The 16,757-nt window shown below is 45.0% G+C and carries 16 protein-coding genes; 8 read left to right on the top strand and 8 right to left on the bottom strand.

The features are described 5' to 3' along the window. The first annotated feature begins 293 nt into the window (after positions 1 to 293). A complete protein-coding gene (asnS, locus tag V1358_RS00755; protein ID WP_347389445.1) occupies positions 294 to 1,691 on the top strand; it encodes an asparagine--tRNA ligase in 1,398 nt (465 codons plus the stop codon). Between the two features lie 49 nt (positions 1,692 to 1,740). Here asnS and V1358_RS00750 read toward each other — a convergent pair whose 3' ends face one another. From V1358_RS00750 to V1358_RS00740, 3 genes are all read right to left on the bottom strand, one after another. Continuing rightward, positions 1,741 to 2,052, bottom strand: a complete 312-nt coding sequence (locus V1358_RS00750; RefSeq protein WP_347389446.1) for a DUF2845 domain-containing protein — start codon at positions 2,050 to 2,052, stop codon at positions 1,741 to 1,743. 86 nt (positions 2,053 to 2,138) lie between these two features. After that, complete coding sequence (locus V1358_RS00745; protein ID WP_347392279.1) at positions 2,139 to 3,065, bottom strand: electron transfer flavoprotein subunit alpha/FixB family protein; 927 nt, start codon at positions 3,063 to 3,065, stop codon at positions 2,139 to 2,141. Then, positions 3,062 to 3,814: an electron transfer flavoprotein subunit beta/FixA family protein gene (locus tag V1358_RS00740; protein ID WP_347389448.1), complete on the bottom strand. Its 753-nt coding sequence runs from the start codon at positions 3,812 to 3,814 to the stop codon at positions 3,062 to 3,064. Before V1358_RS00740 ends, V1358_RS00745 begins: the two co-directional genes overlap by 4 nt. Before the next feature lie 231 nt (positions 3,815 to 4,045). Here V1358_RS00740 and V1358_RS00735 point away from each other — a divergent pair, with 231 nt between their 5' ends. The 4 genes from V1358_RS00735 to V1358_RS00720 all read left to right on the top strand — a co-directional run bounded on the left by V1358_RS00735 (position 4,046) and on the right by V1358_RS00720 (position 8,876). Continuing rightward, the gene (locus V1358_RS00735) at positions 4,046 to 5,692 is read left to right on the top strand and encodes an electron transfer flavoprotein-ubiquinone oxidoreductase (protein ID WP_347392278.1); all 1,647 of its coding nucleotides are present in this window, start codon (positions 4,046 to 4,048) and stop codon (positions 5,690 to 5,692) included. Positions 5,693 to 5,805: 113 nt separating this feature from the next. Then, entirely contained in the window at positions 5,806 to 6,282 is a 477-nt protein-coding gene (locus V1358_RS00730; protein ID WP_347389450.1) for an acyl-CoA thioesterase, read from the top strand. 84 nt (positions 6,283 to 6,366) lie between these two features. After that, positions 6,367 to 7,074, top strand: coding sequence for a tRNA (N6-threonylcarbamoyladenosine(37)-N6)-methyltransferase TrmO (tsaA, locus tag V1358_RS00725; protein ID WP_347392277.1), 708 nt, complete (start codon positions 6,367 to 6,369; stop codon positions 7,072 to 7,074). 74 nt (positions 7,075 to 7,148) lie between these two features. Then, entirely contained in the window at positions 7,149 to 8,876 is a 1,728-nt protein-coding gene (locus V1358_RS00720; protein WP_347392276.1) for a proline--tRNA ligase, read from the top strand. A 68-nt stretch (positions 8,877 to 8,944) separates the two neighbouring features. Here V1358_RS00720 and V1358_RS00715 read toward each other — a convergent pair whose 3' ends face one another. Then, positions 8,945 to 9,178, bottom strand: a complete 234-nt coding sequence (locus tag V1358_RS00715) for a DUF333 domain-containing protein (RefSeq protein ID WP_347389453.1) — start codon at positions 9,176 to 9,178, stop codon at positions 8,945 to 8,947. 249 nt (positions 9,179 to 9,427) lie between these two features. Further along, positions 9,428 to 9,862 (bottom strand): hypothetical protein, encoded by a 435-nt coding sequence (locus V1358_RS00710; RefSeq protein WP_347392275.1) that lies wholly within the window; start codon positions 9,860 to 9,862, stop codon positions 9,428 to 9,430. Positions 9,863 to 9,907: 45 nt separating this feature from the next. On the opposite strand from V1358_RS00710, the gene V1358_RS00705 reads away from it, so the two are divergent. The 3 genes from V1358_RS00705 (at position 9,908) to V1358_RS00695 (ending at position 13,818) form a co-directional block, all read left to right on the top strand. Next, positions 9,908 to 10,708, top strand: coding sequence for a UDP-2,3-diacylglucosamine diphosphatase (locus tag V1358_RS00705; protein ID WP_347392274.1), 801 nt, complete (start codon positions 9,908 to 9,910; stop codon positions 10,706 to 10,708). A 104-nt stretch (positions 10,709 to 10,812) separates the two neighbouring features. Further along, positions 10,813 to 12,372 carry a peptide MFS transporter gene (locus V1358_RS00700; protein ID WP_347389456.1) on the top strand — a complete coding sequence of 520 codons (1,560 nt, stop codon included), beginning with the start codon at positions 10,813 to 10,815 and terminating at the stop codon, positions 12,370 to 12,372. 189 nt (positions 12,373 to 12,561) lie between these two features. Next, positions 12,562 to 13,818, top strand: coding sequence for an SLC5/6 family protein (locus tag V1358_RS00695; RefSeq protein ID WP_347392273.1), 1,257 nt, complete (start codon positions 12,562 to 12,564; stop codon positions 13,816 to 13,818). 75 nt (positions 13,819 to 13,893) lie between these two features. Here the strand turns inward: V1358_RS00695 and V1358_RS00690 are convergent, their stop codons facing one another. Genes V1358_RS00690 through V1358_RS00680 form a run of 3 tightly spaced genes read right to left on the bottom strand, consistent with a single transcriptional unit; the run spans position 13,894 to position 16,694 of the window. Further along, positions 13,894 to 15,102, bottom strand: a complete 1,209-nt coding sequence (locus V1358_RS00690) for an ABC transporter permease (RefSeq protein ID WP_347389462.1) — start codon at positions 15,100 to 15,102, stop codon at positions 13,894 to 13,896. Continuing rightward, positions 15,095 to 15,886 carry an ABC transporter ATP-binding protein gene (locus tag V1358_RS00685; protein ID WP_347389463.1) on the bottom strand — a complete coding sequence of 264 codons (792 nt, stop codon included), beginning with the start codon at positions 15,884 to 15,886 and terminating at the stop codon, positions 15,095 to 15,097. Before V1358_RS00685 ends, V1358_RS00690 begins: the two co-directional genes overlap by 8 nt. Further along, entirely contained in the window at positions 15,864 to 16,694 is an 831-nt protein-coding gene (locus V1358_RS00680) for a DUF3025 domain-containing protein (RefSeq protein ID WP_347392272.1), read from the bottom strand. Before V1358_RS00680 ends, V1358_RS00685 begins: the two co-directional genes overlap by 23 nt. Positions 16,695 to 16,757: the final 63 nt, after the last annotated feature.

The raw sequence follows: 16,757 nt of genomic DNA, 5'->3' as shown, positions 1-16,757 counted from the left end.
TGAGTATCAGCACCACGATAAACATCGTCCAACCGAGACCTGCACACCAACCCACTAATTGAAACGGACCTCTCCTATCACCACGTAACATTGTCCGATACTCCCATAAATCCTTGTACCCTTTAAGTTTAGGTGAAATATTAAACACTTTTAGGTAATTAACTCATAAACAGGCCAATTGACAGTTTTTTTCTCGCCGAATCGCGGTTAAGATAGGCCTCTTAACTTACATCATAATTAAGGTGCGCTGAAATAAAGAAGCACCTTTGGCACAAGTAATCATTGGAGTGAAAATGAGCCATACAGCAATCGCCGAGCTATTAAAAGGCGCCGTTGCAGTGGACAGCCAAGTGACCATTAAGGGCTGGCTGCGTACACGTCGCGACTCAAAAGCAGGTATTTCGTTTTTAGCCGTCCATGACGGTTCGAGTTTTGATCCTATCCAAGCAGTCGTGCCAAATACTCTGAATAATTATGATGAAGTAACACGTTTAACCGCTGGTTGTTCACTGTCTGTGACGGGTAAATTGGTCGCATCTCAAGGTCAAGGCCAAGCGTTTGAAATCCAAGCAGAGTCTGTTGAAGTAATCGGTTGGGTAGAAAATCCAGATACTTACCCTATGGCTGCAAAGCGTCACAGCATTGAGTTTCTTCGTGAACACGCTCACCTGCGCCCACGCACAAATGTCATTGGCGCGGTAACGCGTGTTCGTAACTGTTTATCACAAGCGATTCACCGTTTCTTCCACGAACGTGGCTACATGTGGATTAGCACGCCAATCATCACTGCAAGTGACTGTGAAGGTGCCGGTGAAATGTTCCGTGTATCTACGCTTGATATGCAAAACTTGCCACTAACAGACAAAGGTGACATCGACTACAGCGAAGACTTCTTCGGTAAAGAGGCATTCTTAACTGTATCGGGTCAGCTAAACGGTGAGACTTACGCAAGCGCGATGTCGAAAATCTACACATTTGGTCCAACCTTCCGTGCAGAGAACTCGAACACGTCACGCCACTTAGCTGAATTCTGGATGGTTGAGCCTGAAGTAGCGTTCGCTGATTTAGAAGACATCGCTAAACTAGCAGAAGACATGTTGAAATATGTGTTCGCTGCAGTACTTGAAGAGCGCCGTGATGATATGGAATTCTTCGCTCAACGTATTGAAAAAACGGCTATATCTCGTCTAGAAGAATTCGTGAGCAAAGACTTTGCACAAGTTGATTACACAGACGCAATCGAGATTCTTAAAGGGTGTGGTAAGAAATTTGAATTCCCTGTTGAATGGGGCGTGGATTTACAATCAGAACACGAGCGTTACTTAGCGGAAGAGCACTTCAAGTCACCTGTTGTTATCAAAAACTACCCACGTGATATCAAAGCGTTCTACATGCGCCAAAACGAAGACGGTAAAACAGTTGCAGCTATGGACGTTGTAGCGCCTGGCATTGGTGAAATCATCGGTGGTTCTCAGCGTGAAGAACGTTTAGATGTGCTTGATGCTCGTCTTGAAGAAATGGGTCTTAACAAAGAAGACTACAGCTGGTACCGCGATCTACGTCGCTACGGCACAGTACCTCACTCAGGTTTCGGCCTTGGTTTTGAGCGTCTAGTTGCATACGTAACAGGTATGGGCAACGTACGTGATGTAATCGCGTTCCCTCGTACCAAAGGTAGCGCTACTTACTAAGCGTTTGACCAAACATAAAAAAACCGCTCCATGAGCGGTTTTTTTATAGCTATCTATTTCTTTGAATCGAGTTGATGCTCGTAGCTTTATCGCCTTTGAAAGTTACCGTTACGAGATATTCACCGCCAATTGAACCATCTAAACGGTATGACCACGACTCAACCTTCTTGCCCTTGAGCCCTTCTCCTTGGTCAACACCGACAGTTTCTACATCCTTCATCAACGGTTGTCCCAACTTATCAAGGACTTCAATTTTTGTCATACCTGTATGAACCAAATCACCATCTAACAAACGAAAACTTTGCCCAGCGTTTACTACAGAAGAGCTCAAAAGCCCCGCCAACAAAATCACTTTTTTCATAACCTATCCTTGCCGTCATTCAATAAAAAAAGCTTGCGTCAAAATGAATTAACGCAAGCTTAATGTTTGTTTGAGTTACCGAGGTTTTACAGAGCAGCTTCGAGCTCAGGCAACACTTCAAATAAATCAGCTACCAAGCCGTAATCAGCGACTTGGAAGATAGGTGCATCAGGGTCTTTATTAATAGCAACGATGACTTTAGAATCTTTCATACCTGCCAAGTGTTGGATAGCACCACTGATACCGACAGCAATATATAAGTTAGGAGCAACGATTTTACCTGTTTGGCCCACTTGCATATCGTTTGGTACGAAGCCCGCATCAACGGCTGCACGTGATGCACCAATGGCAGCACCTAGTTTGTCAGCGATACCTTCAAGTAGTTTGAAGTTTTCACCATTTTGCATGCCACGACCACCAGATATAATCACATCCGCTGCCGTCAACTCAGGGCGCTCAGATTCGGTTTGTTCATTGGCAACAAACGCACTGTTTGTAGATTCAACCACATGGTCAACGGTCTCAATTGGCGCACTGTTCCCCTGGTCAGCCACATCAAAGGCACTCGAGCGAACGGTAATAATGTGCTGTGACTCCAATGACTTCACAGTTGCGATGGCGTTACCTGCGTAGATTGGGCGCTTGAACGTCTGAGCATCAACAACATCGATGATGTCAGAGATTTGCGCTTTGTCTAACAATGCAGCAACTCGTGGCATCATGTTTTTACCTGTGGTGGTTGCGCTTGCAAACACGTGGCTATAGCCTTCGCTTAATGCAACAACAAGATCAGCACAGTTTTCTGCTAGTTGATGCGCATAAATTGCGTTATCAGCCACTAATACGCGGCTTACGCCAGCAATATTGCTTAGGGCATTAGCCGCATCAGCGAGGTTTTCACCCATGATCAACACGTCAATATCGCCGCCTACTTTGCTAGCGGCATGAATTGTTTTTGCTGTTTCAGGCTTTAATTGGCCGTACTCATGTTCTGCAATAACTAATGATTTCATGACACCACCTTCGCTTCAGTTTTCAATTTATGTACTAGCGTTGCTACGTCAGCTACGATCTCACCAGCTTGGCGCTGAGTCGGCTCTTCCACAGTCACGACTTGGACACGCGGAGCAAGATCGACGCCCATATCTGCTGCAACCTTCACATCCAGAGGCTTACGCTTAGCCTTCATGATATTTGGGAGCGACGCATAACGTGGTTCGTTAAGACGTAAATCCGTGGTAACGATAGCTGGTAGATTCAATGCCACAGTTTGCAGACCACCGTCTACTTCGCGTGTTACATTTACCTTGCCGTCATTTAATTCAACTTTTGAAGCAAACGTTCCTTGCGGCCAACCACGCAGTGCCGCTAACATTTGGCCTGTTTGGTTGTTGTCAGAGTCAATGCTCTGCTTACCAAGAATAACGAGATCAGGTTGTTGCTCATCAATCAGTTTGTTAAGCAATTTCGCCACGTGCAATGAATCCAATTTTTCTTCGCTTTCAATATGAATTGCACTGTCTGCACCAAGCGCTAAGGCGGTTCTTAGTTGTTCTTGTGACGCTTTGTCACCAATGGTTACCGCTACCACTTCAGTCGCTTTGCCCGCTTCTTTTAAACGAATCGCTTCTTCAATGGCGATTTCACAAAATGGGTTCATCGCCATTTTAACATTTGCGAGATCCACATCGCTGTTGTCAGCCTTAACGCGTACCTTAACGTTGTAATCTATAACGCGTTTAATGGGCACTAATACTTTCATATATGCTCCTAAATGAGACGTAGGATAAGGTGTCTAAACTGCTAAAAGCTGCATGTTATCTATTACGACACACAAACCTGACGTTAACGTAAACCTATTTATTTTGATGAAATCAGCCTACTTCCTGTTGACGTAAACGTCAACCTAAAATAACCTTGTCACACTATCTTTTGTGTAACGATTAATTTGCATTTCGTAACACTATACCGTCATCAATAGCAGGGGATTATTATGGTAGAACGTGAGACCATGGAATTTGACGTGGTGATCGTAGGCGCAGGACCTAGCGGTCTTGCCAGCGCCATTAAACTTGCGCAGCTTGCACAAGAACAACAACAAGAATTAATGATATGCGTAGTAGAAAAAGGCTCTGAAGTCGGCGCGCATATCCTCTCAGGGGCTGTGTTTGAAACCAAGGCACTTGATGAACTATTGCCTAATTGGAAAGAGCTCAATGCGCCGGTAACAACCGCCGTATCGAAAGATGAGATCCTTTGGTTTAGCGACGAACAAAACGCGAAAACCATCCCTCACTTTATGGCACCAAAAACGTTCCACAACGATGGCAACTATATTGTCTCCATGGGTAATGTATGCCGATTCCTTGCTGAGCAAGCAGAACAGTTAGGCATTGAAATTTTCCCTGGATTTGCTGCGCAATCAGTGATCATTGAAGACGATGTTGTCAAAGGTATTATCACAGGTGACATGGGTCTAGATAAAGACGGTAACGAAAAGCCGGGCTTTATGCCGGGTATGGAGCTGCGTGCGAAATACACAATTTTCGCGGAAGGTTGTCGCGGTCACTTAGGCAAGCAACTGATCAACCAATTCGCCTTGGATAAAGATTGTTCAGTGCAGCATTACGGCATCGGCTTTAAAGAAATTTGGCAAGTTGACGCTGCAAACCATGAACAAGGTAAAGTAGTTCATGGTACTGGCTGGCCACTAAGTGGTGATACTACAGGCGGTGCATTCATGTATCACTGTGAGGATAATCAGGTAGTCGTAGGCCTGATTGTGGACTTGAACTACTCAAACCCACACCTTAGCCCATTTGATGAATTCCAACGTATGAAACATCACCCTGTATTCGCTAATGTACTCAAAGGCGGCAAACGCTTAGCCTACGGTGCTCGTGCTATCGCAAAAGGTGGTTTACATTCATTACCGAAAATGCATTTTGCTGGTGGTTTACTGGTAGGTTGTGATGCCGGCACTTTGAACTTCGCCAAAATCAAAGGTAATCATACTGCGATGAAGTCAGGCATGATTGCGGCTGAAAGTATTTTCGCAGCGATTAAAGATGGCAAAGAACACACAGAGCTAGCGGACTATGCTGAGCGTTTCAAGGCCTCTTGGGTGTACGATGAACTCTACAGCTCACGTAACTTTGGCCCTGCAATGCATAAACTAGGTAAATTCTTTGGTGGCGCTTATAACACCATCGACCAGAATCTATTCGGCGGTAAATTACCTTTTAAGTTTGAAGACAACACACCGGATTACGCAACGCTACTACCGGCTGATCAAGCAGCAAAAATTGAGTATCCGAAGCCGGATGGTGAGCTGAGCTTCGACAAGCTGTCATCGGTATTTTTATCTAATACCAACCACGAAGAGTCGCAACCGTGCCACTTACAACTCAAAGACGCAAGTATTCCTATTAAGGTAAACCTTACTCGCTTTGATGAGCCGGCTCAGCGCTACTGCCCCGCTGGTGTGTACGAAGTGGATAACTCAGGCGATGAAGCAAAGTTTGTAATCAATGCGCAAAACTGTGTGCACTGCAAAACTTGTGATATCAAAGATCCCAGCCAAAACATCACCTGGGTCACTCCAGAAGGTGCAGGCGGGCCAAATTATCCAAACATGTAATGAGCTAAACCTCATTTCCTAAATTGCAACTGGGGCGTCAGCCCCTTTTTTTGTGCTTAAATTCATACATTTACTATACTCAAACTAAAGACATAAAAATAATAGGAACACACATGCCTCAACAATCTGTGACTTTTCGATTTTTAGCAGAACCCACAGACGTCAATTTTGGCGGTAAAGTCCACGGTGGTGTCGTGATGAAATGGATTGACCAAGCTGGCTATGCCTGTGCTGCTGGTTGGAGTGGTCACTATTGCGTCACTGTCTCAGTGGCGGGCGTTAAGTTTCGCCGCCCGGTACTGGTTGGCCAGCTAGTCGAAGTGCAAGCCTCTATTGCCCACACTGGCAGAACCAGTATGCAAATATTTATTCAAGTTCGTTGTGGGGACCCTAAAACGCAACATATGGTGGAAACCAACCATTGCGTCATTAGCTTTGTGGCTATGGATCAAGCTGGTTACCCAATCGATGTACCTGAGTTCGTTGCAAAAACAGATGATCAAAAGCGCCTTGAAAAGTATGCAATCCGTATGAAAGAAATCGCCATTGAAACCGAAAATCTCCTGCAACAAACAGCGGATAAGGGTTAGTTTGCGAAGATACCCGGCGCTTGTAATTGCGCGCGGCCGCCGATACACTGCCGCGCAGATACAAAGCAATGATTTTTAAGCGCCGTGAACACACCCATAGAAATTACGCCTATTGGCCATATTCGCTCTCCTTATAAACAGAAGTTTGCGATCCCTCGTCAACCTCGCTTGGTTGACACAGCGAAGGCTCAGCTCGTCCTTGAAGCGCCATTTAACAATGAAGAATTCATTCGCGGTATCGAAGAATTTAGCCATATTTGGGTGTTGTTTCGCTTCCATGAAACCGCAGATAAAGGTTACTCAGCACTTGTTCGTCCACCACGCCTCGGCGGCAACGCGCGTAAAGGCGTGTTCGCTACACGCGCAACATTCAGGCCCAATGCGATTGGCATGAGTGCTGTTCAATTGCTCGGTGTAGAATGTAAAGGTCAAAAAGTGGTATTGCATTTAGGCGGCGTGGACTTGCTTGATGGTACACCTGTTGTCGACATCAAACCCTATCTTCCCTACTCCGATGCTCTGACACACGCATCTGCTGGTTTCGCGGATACCCGCCCACAGACGCATATGACTGTCAGCTTTTCCGATGAAGCATTAGCTTTCATCGCTAAGACAGATCCTGAATTGGAATTGCACACATTCATCACCCAAGTACTGCAACAAGACCCTCGACCGGCTTATAAAAAGAACAAAGACGGCGTTCAGTCTTATGGCATGACCTTGTATGACTTTAACATCCGCTGGCATGTAGACGGTGAGCACAACCATGTTGAGCAAATTACTGCGCTTTAGCGCTTTGCCGACGCTCGCTGCACTGCTAAACTAGCGCCAATATTTTATTTTACTAATAACAAAACGGAACCTTCATGCGTACCAGTCAGTATTTACTTGCGACCCTGAAAGAAACACCTTCAGATGCCGAGGTAGTAAGCCACCAGCTTATGCTACGTGCCGGCATGATCCGCAAATTGGCCTCAGGCCTATACACTTGGCTTCCAAGCGGTGTAAAAGTACTAAAAAAAGTAGAAAACATTGTTCGCGAAGAAATGAACAAAGCCGGTGCGATTGAAATGTTGATGCCCATCATCCAGCCTGCTGAGTTATGGCAAGAGTCTGGTCGATGGGAGCAATACGGCCCCGAACTACTGCGTATTGAAGATAGACACAAACGTCCTTTTGCTTTGGGCCCAACTCATGAAGAAGTAATCACAGATTGCATCCGCCGCGAAGTTAGCAGCTACAAGCAATTACCGATTACTTTATATCAAATCCAAACTAAGGTACGCGACGAAATCCGTCCACGCTTCGGTATCATGCGTTCTCGTGAATTCACGATGAAAGATGCCTACTCGTTCCACCTGACTGAAGAATGTTTGGCGCAAACCTATGAAAAGTTGCACCAAGCTTACTGCAATATCTTTGACCGTCTAGGCCTAGATTATCGTCCAGTGCTTGCTGATACAGGTTCAATCGGTGGCAGCTTCTCACATGAATTCCATGTCTTAGCAGAATCAGGTGAAGACGCTATCGCGTTCAGCGATGGCAGTGACTACGCAGCGAACATTGAAAAAGCAGAAGCAGTAGCGCCAAATGAAGCACGCCCTGCACCCTCTAAAGAATTGCAAAAGTTTGATACGCCTAAGGCAAAAACAATTGCTGAGCTTAAAGAACACTACGGCGTTAAGCCGCACCGTGGTGTGAAAACGCTGTTTGTATACGGTGAAGAGAACGAGCAAGGTGAGCGTGGCCTAGTAGCCCTCGTGCTTCGTGGCGACCACGAACTAAACGAATTAAAAGCAGAAAAGCTTGCCGGTGTCTTCTCCCCCCTTGAAATGGCAAAAGAAGAAGACATCCTTGCAGTTGTGGGTGCACGCCCAGGTTCATTAGGCCCAGTAGGTCTTAACGTGCCTGTTATTGTTGATCGCAGTGCTGCCGTACTTGCTGACTTTGTCGCTGGTGCAAACACAGATGATGTTCATTACAGCGGCATTAACTGGGACCGTGATGTAACGGGTTACCAAGTTGAAGATATCCGTAATGTTGTAGAAGGTGATCCTAGCCCATGCGGTAAAGGAACTCTTAGCATTAAGCGTGGTATCGAAGTGGGTCATATTTTCCAACTCGGGACAAAATACTCGCAAGCTATGAACGCTGGTGTACTGGGTGAAGATGGTAAGAACCAAATCATGACTATGGGTTGCTACGGTATTGGTGTCTCACGTGTCGTTGCTGCTGCAATCGAGCAAAATAATGACAAGTACGGCATCATCTGGCCAAAAAATATTGCGCCGTTTGAAGTAGCCATTGTGCCTATGAATATGCACAAGTCACACCGTATTCCAGATATCGCAGAGCGCATTTACAGTGAACTACAAAAAGCCGGTGTAGACGTGTTGTTTGATGATCGAAAAGAACGCCCTGGCGTGATGTTCAATGACATGGAACTATTAGGTGTGCCATACACCCTAGTTATCGGTGAGCGCAACTTGGATAACAACGAAGTTGAGCTTAAAAACCGCCGTACAGGTGAAAAACTGATGTTGGATATCGATTCAGCAGTTGCTGCAATCGTTGAGCAGTTACAAAACGCGTAACACGCCCAAGCAACAGATAAAAAAAGCCAGTCCTAGTTGACTGGCTTTTTATTTGGAATTTGGAACCATTATTGGTAGTCGCGGTAGAACTCCCACACGTCAACTCTCGAGCCATTTTCCAGCTCACAAAAGTACGTCTCCGTTAAAGCACTGCCTTCACTTACGACTTTTCCACCATGCTGAACACAAAATGCTAAAGCTGGATTCTGCATATCAACGTCCTGTTGAATGACCATTTCTTCACTTTGATCTTGGCATGCTAATAAACCAAATACACACAATACTATTGCGATTATACGCATAAGCGCCTCCTGCATCTTATACCAATTCATTCAATCAGCTAATCTTTCTAGCAGGATAAATATCACTTTCACAGTGTTGAAATTTTACTTTGTAGAATAACTACCTGTGCAAATTCACACTTTGATACCCGATGATTCATCCAGCGCTGTCTGTGGTCATACTCTCAACAGAATTGGTATTACTCATTCAACTTCTGTTTGCTTGGTCTCACCATCACTGTTTTAACCAATGCAAACTGAACCGCCCCTTTATGGGGACATTGCTTTGATCACCGATACGTCTGGTTTCCCCTCTTTAATAAGGATGGACACTCTGTATCTATGACCGCCCTCTTGCGGCACCTTAAGTGTAAACAAATGGCTTATGGGCTCATTACTTTGACGGTAGCTGAGTTGCAACGCTTCACTATTGTAATTTTTCACCGGAAAACCAGTGCCACATTGAGATGCCACTTCAATGTGATTACAACTGACTTGGCCTCCATGGCCAACAACCTGCAACTTAACCTCAGTTAACGTGCTGTTGGTTTGGTTTAGCAAATCGACTCCAACAATGTTATGAGCATCATGGTTATGACCATCATCCATGTGGGTCTGACACCCAAAGAGTAATAAAGCCGACAGCACAGTAACAGAGTATTTAACTGTCATTGATTGTTCTTTTTTTAGACTTCTTACTGTCATTACATCTCCCTAGCCTTTTCATTATTACTCTGGGGATCACTGAACATGCAAAACAGCAACACCACCTTTTACCGCGCAGTTTTTATATCAGACGTTCACTTAGGATATAAAGACTGTAAAGCCGCGTACTTATTAGACTTCTTAAACAGCATAAAGTGCGAAACACTTTATTTAGTCGGCGATATCGTCGATTTATGGTCAATGAAGCGCCGCTTCTATTGGCACCCGAGCCATTATCAGGTACTCGAAGCCCTCAAGGAAAAAGTGGAGCAAGGCACCCGAGTTATCTATGTCCCCGGTAATCATGACGAAACCTTACGCCGATACGACCAAGATACCTTAATGGGCGTAGAAGTGCACCGTCAGTTTGAACACATCACAACTCAAAACAAACGGTTTTTGATTCTTCATGGTGATGATTTCGACTCAGCGACACGATACAGCAAGTTAATAAGCATTATTGGCGATACAGCCTATGATTTTTTGCTGTTTTTAAATCGTTGGCACAACCGCGCTCGACGGCTCTATGGTGGCCGATACTGGTCTTTGGCATCATGGATCAAAGCGAGAGTGTACAAAGCTCAAGAGGCGATTCAAGCATTCGAAAATGCCGCCATTCACGAAGCAAAGAAAGGTGGTTATGACGGTATAGTATGCGGTCATATTCATCAACCACAATTGCGTATTTGTGAAGGCGTTGTGTACTGCAATGATGGCGATTGGATTGAAAATTGTACCGCCTTAGTCGAAAACAAAGATGGCAGAATGGAGCTGTTACATTGGTCTGACACCCAACAGGTGCTGGCAACCAATAACCTGCGTCATCTCAATGATAAAGCGGCGTAAAATCATCCCTGCAATGATGCAACCCGCTTACAGAAGGTTGCATCTGCCGCGCAATTCACGTACTAATATCTGCTCACTATAACGACAATAATGGAAGTGAATCTATGTCTGATGAGCAAAATGCCGAAAAGTCTAATCTAGATACGGCCTTTTTCGGTCACCCCAAAGGGTTACAAACCCTCTTTTTCACGGAAATGTGGGAGCGCATGAGTTACTACGGTATGCGTGCCATGCTAGTTTTATTCATGACTGCGTCCCTGCAAGAACAAGGACTCGCCTTTACGGTTGCATCAGCCGCTGCTATTTATGGCTTGTACACGGGTGCTGTATATTTCTTAGGTCTACCGGGTGGTTGGCTATCTGACCGCTTGTTTGGTGGCCAAAAAACCGTCTGGTACGGCGGTATTATCATTATGTGCGGGCACATTATATTAGCTATTCCGCATCCAAGTTCTTTCTTTATCGGTTTGATCTTTGTTGCCACAGGCACAGGTCTATTAAAACCCAATATCAGTGCTATGGTCGGTCAGCTGTATTCATCTGAAGACGAGCGTCGAGACAGTGGCTACGCTATCTACTACATGGGCATCAACCTAGGTTCGGTGATTGGGTACGGTGTTTGTGGCTACTTCATGGAAAATGTGGGTTGGCACTGGGCATTTGGTGCAGCTGCTGTCGGTATGGGCTTAGGCCTTATTCAATATCGCCTAACGCAACCTAACATTGCAGGTATCAATGACAAGCCAGCGAACCCGCTTTCGAAAAAAGGCCAATCGCTAACCTGGACACTTATTGCTGCATTTATCGCTGGCACAGCTCTGACCGTCGTTGCGACCTATCAAGGCTGGTTAGTGATCAACCCAGTCGCGCTGGCTGGTTCAGTGGCAGTAGTGTTTACAGTCACGTTTTTTGTTTACTTTGGTTATATCTACTTCTTCGGTGAGTTAAACGATGCAGAGAAGCAACGCATGTGGGCGCTATTTCTCGTGTGTGTCGCCTCTGCGTGTTTCTGGTCTGGCTTTGAACAAGCGGGCTCTTCACTGAATTTATTTGCGCGAGATTACACAGACCGCCTGATTGGCACTTTTGAAATCCCAACAGCTTGGTTCCAATCTGCCAATGCTCTATTCATTATCATTCTCTCGCCATTCTTCGCTGCACTGTGGATTAATCTTGCTAAGCGTATGATCACACCTTCTTATAGCGTTAAATGCGCCGTCGGCTTAATTATTATGGCAACGGGTTTCTTAGTCATGTTCTTCGCCGCACAGTATGCAGCAGAGGGCTTACGTGTAGCTCCGTATTGGTTGATTACAACCTACTTCCTGCACACTGTTGGTGAATTATGCTTAAGCCCAGTGGCTCTAAGTGCTGTTAGCCGATTATCACCAGCTCGCTATGTTGGCCAAATGATGGGCGTATTCGTATTGACCTACTCTATTGGCAACATCATCTCTGGTTTGCTTGCGGGTAGTTTTGACCCAGAAAACGTACAAGAAATCCCAGGGCTATATATGCAAATAGCGCTATTTAGCATCGGTGTGGGCATTGTGTTAGTGCTGTTCAACTTCAGAGCTAAATATTGGGAGCGCGCTGGACGTGGTGATGACAATACAGACTCAGAAGCCATGTTGAGTGAACAACCGGCTGAACAAAAAGTGTAATCAATAAAATTTACACTAATGCATTAGGCCCCTCATTTTAGGGGCCTTTTTTATTGCAACGCACATTTATTAACCTGCAACTCCTCCGACGATTACATAAAAATACACCTATTCACGCATAAATATGAATTAGCTTCGCAAATTAGGTATTATTATGCCGAAATTTATGCAGTTTTCAGGTAGCAGTATATGAACACCTCTCACGATACGCTGGCCGCCACTTCATCGGCAGCGACAAGTTCATGGAATCGCCATGACACCCAATGGGTTTTAAGTTTATTCGGTACCGCTGTAGGTGCAGGTATTTTGTTCTTACCAATCAATGTGGGCCTTGGTGGATTTTGGCCTTTAGTCATTATGGCATTGGCCGCCTTCCCAATGACCTATCTAGCTCACCGCGGATTAGCAAGGTTTGTATTGTCATCCAGGCGAAGCGATAGCGACTTTACCGATGTGGTACAAGAACATTTCGGCCAGGGTGCAGGTCGCCTTATCTCGTTACTTTATTTTCTTTCTATCTTTCCAATTTTACTTATTTACGGTGTAGGTCTGACCAATACGGTTAACGACTTCACCGTTAACCAACTTGGTTTTGCACAACCACCACGCATTATGCTTTCAGGAGTATTGGTAGCGGCCATGGTTGCCGTGATGCTCGGTGGCGAAAAGCTCATGCTGCGCGCATTTGCAATATTAGTGTATCCACTGGTGGCAATTCTATTCGCATTATCTTTATACCTTATGCCGAATTGGCAAATGCCCAGCACAGAACTCGTCGCATCAACGGACTTTGCCATCAACCTTTGGCTTGCGGTGCCAGTGATCGTGTTTTCGTTTAGTCATGCCGCAGCAATTTCAAGTTTTGCCAATGCTCAGCGTCGACACTATGGTGAGCAAGCGCGTCCTAAGGCAGATGCAATTTTGAAATACACAGCCATTATGTTAATCACATTCGTGTTGCTGTTTGTATTCTCTTGCGTGTTCGCCCTCAGTGCTGAGCAATTACAGGCGGCTAAGGACGCAAACATTTCGGTGCTTTCTTATCTTGCTAACACTTATAACAATCCAATACTTGCCTATGTCGGGCCATTAGTGGCATTTGTTGCCATTACGTCATCCTTCTTTGGTCATTTCCTCGGTGCTCGTGAAAGTTTTAATGGCTTAGTGGTAAAACACTCAAACCTGACGCATAAAAAAGCGGATAAATTAGGTGTGGCGTTGATGTTTATCGCTATCTGGGTATGTGCGGTTTACAACCCGAGTATCTTGGGGATGATGGAAGCGATATCAGGCCCTATCATTGCGATGATTCTGTTTATTATGCCAATGATTGCCGTTTATAAGGTAGAGAGTCTGAAGCAGTATCGTGGCAAATCGAGTACTTATTTCATTCTTTTGGTGGGTGCACTGGCGGTATCTGCATTACTGTATAGCCTGTTAGGCTAAATTAAACGGCACAAAAATTTAGGGGAGCACCGATATACATCGATGCTCCCCTTTTTACATTCTGCGTGTGACTGCCTAACGGAATAACACCTCTTCACGGTTAAACCAATAAGTACAAAATGCCAATAACGCGCCAGCAAGTACCACGGTAGCCGCAAAGATTAAACCTACTAAGCCTAAATCCACAGTGCCTTTAATAATTTCCTTGATAGCCAAACAGATGTTGGTAATAGGGATCAAAGCCGTTTTCGCGTTTAGTTCCATATTCGGCATGATAGCCACGATAATCGGAATAAACACTAGGAACGACAGCGGCGACATGTAGTTTTGCGCTTCTTTGAAGCTACGGGCATAAATAGAAATGGTCAGTGCTAACGAGCCAAATATAGCGGCTACAGGAATAAGCAATAACAAAATCAATAACAGGTCAGTAACCATCACTGATCCAAACGCTTCTTTGAGCATATCTAGTTCAATAAACTGCCCCGCTAGGGTGATCCATAGCCCAAAGCTGAGCACCGTGACCATTGCACTGGTAATGCCGCTACAAAAGACCGTCAGGAATTTACCGAGTACAACCTGTGTACGCGACAGCGGTGTAAGTAAAAGCGTCTCCAAGGTGCCACGTTCTTTCTCACCTGCACCCAAGTCGATTGCTGGGTACATTGCCCCCGTTAATACCAGTGGCAATAGGAGGTAAGGAATGTACGCACCTATCTTTTCACCTAAATTCTCTCGTTGGTCAGCGGTGTTTACCTTCTCAAGTGCGATGGGTTGTAATAATGCCTTTTGCGCATCTGCACTGACCCCCAACTCAATGAGTTTGGCGCTTTGCAGTTGCTGTGCGTATTTATCAGCGACTTCTTTGAGGTTGGTAAACAAGAAATTAATCGTTTGCGCATCATTGAAAATGATTTGCCACTTGCTTTGTTCACCACTATCCAGCGCATCTTTCGCGTCACGTGGAATATAAATACCAACATCGATATCGCCCGCTTCAACAGCTGCTTTTAAATCCTCCACACTGGTGTAAGTATGTTCTTTTTCAAGTGATTTAAAGCTTTTGTGAAAAAACACTTCTTTTGAAAATGGTTCAGCATATTGGGCATTGACGATGGCATAGGTATGCACTTTTTGCTCTGCTTCAATCGCTGCTTTTGATGCCAAGAATCCAACAAGTGCAAAAATTACTGGAAAAATCAGTAATGGCAGTGCCACGACAAACATCAGGGTTTTCTTGTCGCGTAATAGTTCTTTAATTTCCTTCAAAAATACTTCAAACATGACGCTGTCCTTCAAGAATATTCAAAAACGCCTGATTCAACTCTTGGCTTTGGCCCTGCTCTTTAAATGCATCTAAAGTGCCATCAAAACAACTAATACCTTGGTCAATCACACACACTCGGTCGCACAATAGTGCTACTTCATCAAGATGGTGCGTTGAAAACACCACGGGTGTTCCTTGCTCTTTTAGGCTTTTGATAAAGTTGATCACCGTTTGCGTGGTCATAATATCGAGACCTGTCGTGGGTTCGTCGAGAATAACCACCTTAGGTTTGTGAACTACTGCACGAGCAATATTAGTTTTCTGTTTCATGCCGGTAGACAGGTTATCGGCACGCTTATCTAGAAAACTATGCATATCAAGCATGGTGAACAGCTCGTCACAACGTTGTTTAAGCTCCTCACCCTTCATGCCGTGCAGCTTGGCAAAATACTCAACGTTTTCTTTAGCTGTGAGGCGTCCATACAAACCTGTGGAACCAGACAAAAAGCCGATGGCTTTACGACCTGCTAGCGGCTTTTTCACCAAGTCCACACCACCGACTTCGATGCTGCCTTCATCCGGTTTTAATGCCGTTGATAACATACGTAAGGTCGTGGTTTTACCCGCGCCATTGGGCCCTAGTAAACCAAGCACCTCGCCTTGCTCACAATGAAAACCCACATCGCGCACGGAATGAAAGTAATCCTTATCTTCGCGCGGATCTTGATTAGCTTCCGACACCCCTTTTTTATGATCTTTGGTGAGCTTGAACTTCTTCTTAAGCCCGTTCACTCTTATCATTATTATTCTTCCTTCGTTTTGGCCTAAAGTAGTCCGTGTTTGCATAAAATTCGGGGTTGCTGTTGTCATCATGCCAACCAGGAACACCCAAAAGCGGTAACGGCGATAACGCCGTATTGTCTGCCAACACATCCTGTTTACATATCATCTCATACAGACGTTCATCTAGGTAGTCGTATTGGGCACGTAAATCTTTACAAAATATATCTGAAGGTACTTTTAGAAACAGCGCCTTACCCGTTAGCCCTATAAAAGGCTGGGTCAACATCTCATAGTTGGCATGACCGAATGTGTAGGCTCGGATTGATTTTTGCCATTGTTCACGGCGTGCGATGAATACTTCTTGCCACTGATGTGACCGAAACGGCTCTACCCAACTATCATCGGTCACAGCTAAAATCACTGCGCATTCATCAAAAAGCGTTAAGGCATTGCGCTTTTTGCTGCGCTGGCTGCATGGTTGTTTGGCCATTTCTTCGATGTGCAGTTGGTTTAACAATGCTTTGGTTTTCGGAAACAGTTGCCAAATATAGGCACCAAATAAGTCGTGCCAATTCTCGAAGCGCGTGGGCACTTTTCCTGTCTCGTAAATAAAGGTTTCGTAATAGCGGCCGTCTGCTTCGAATTCGTCATTATCAATAAATTCAATGGTATGACCATTCACATTAGTGATCTCGTGGTTATTGAGATCCTTAAGCGTCGGCCAATTACTGTAATCAGCAATTGAAAACAACGCATTTAAATCTGCAAATGCGCCCGTTCGCAAACAATCAGACTGCCAGTTTTCAAAGGGGGTAAAACGTTTCATTCTTGTCTGTATTAGCCGTAAATTTTGCGTAGTTTAGCGCAAAAACTGGTGAAATTTCATCGC

It is taken from the genome of Pseudoalteromonas pernae (assembly GCF_039831865.1).
GTDB classification, from domain to species: domain Bacteria; phylum Pseudomonadota; class Gammaproteobacteria; order Enterobacterales; family Alteromonadaceae; genus Pseudoalteromonas; species Pseudoalteromonas pernae.
This window is presented reverse-complemented; position numbering and strand designations above follow the sequence as displayed.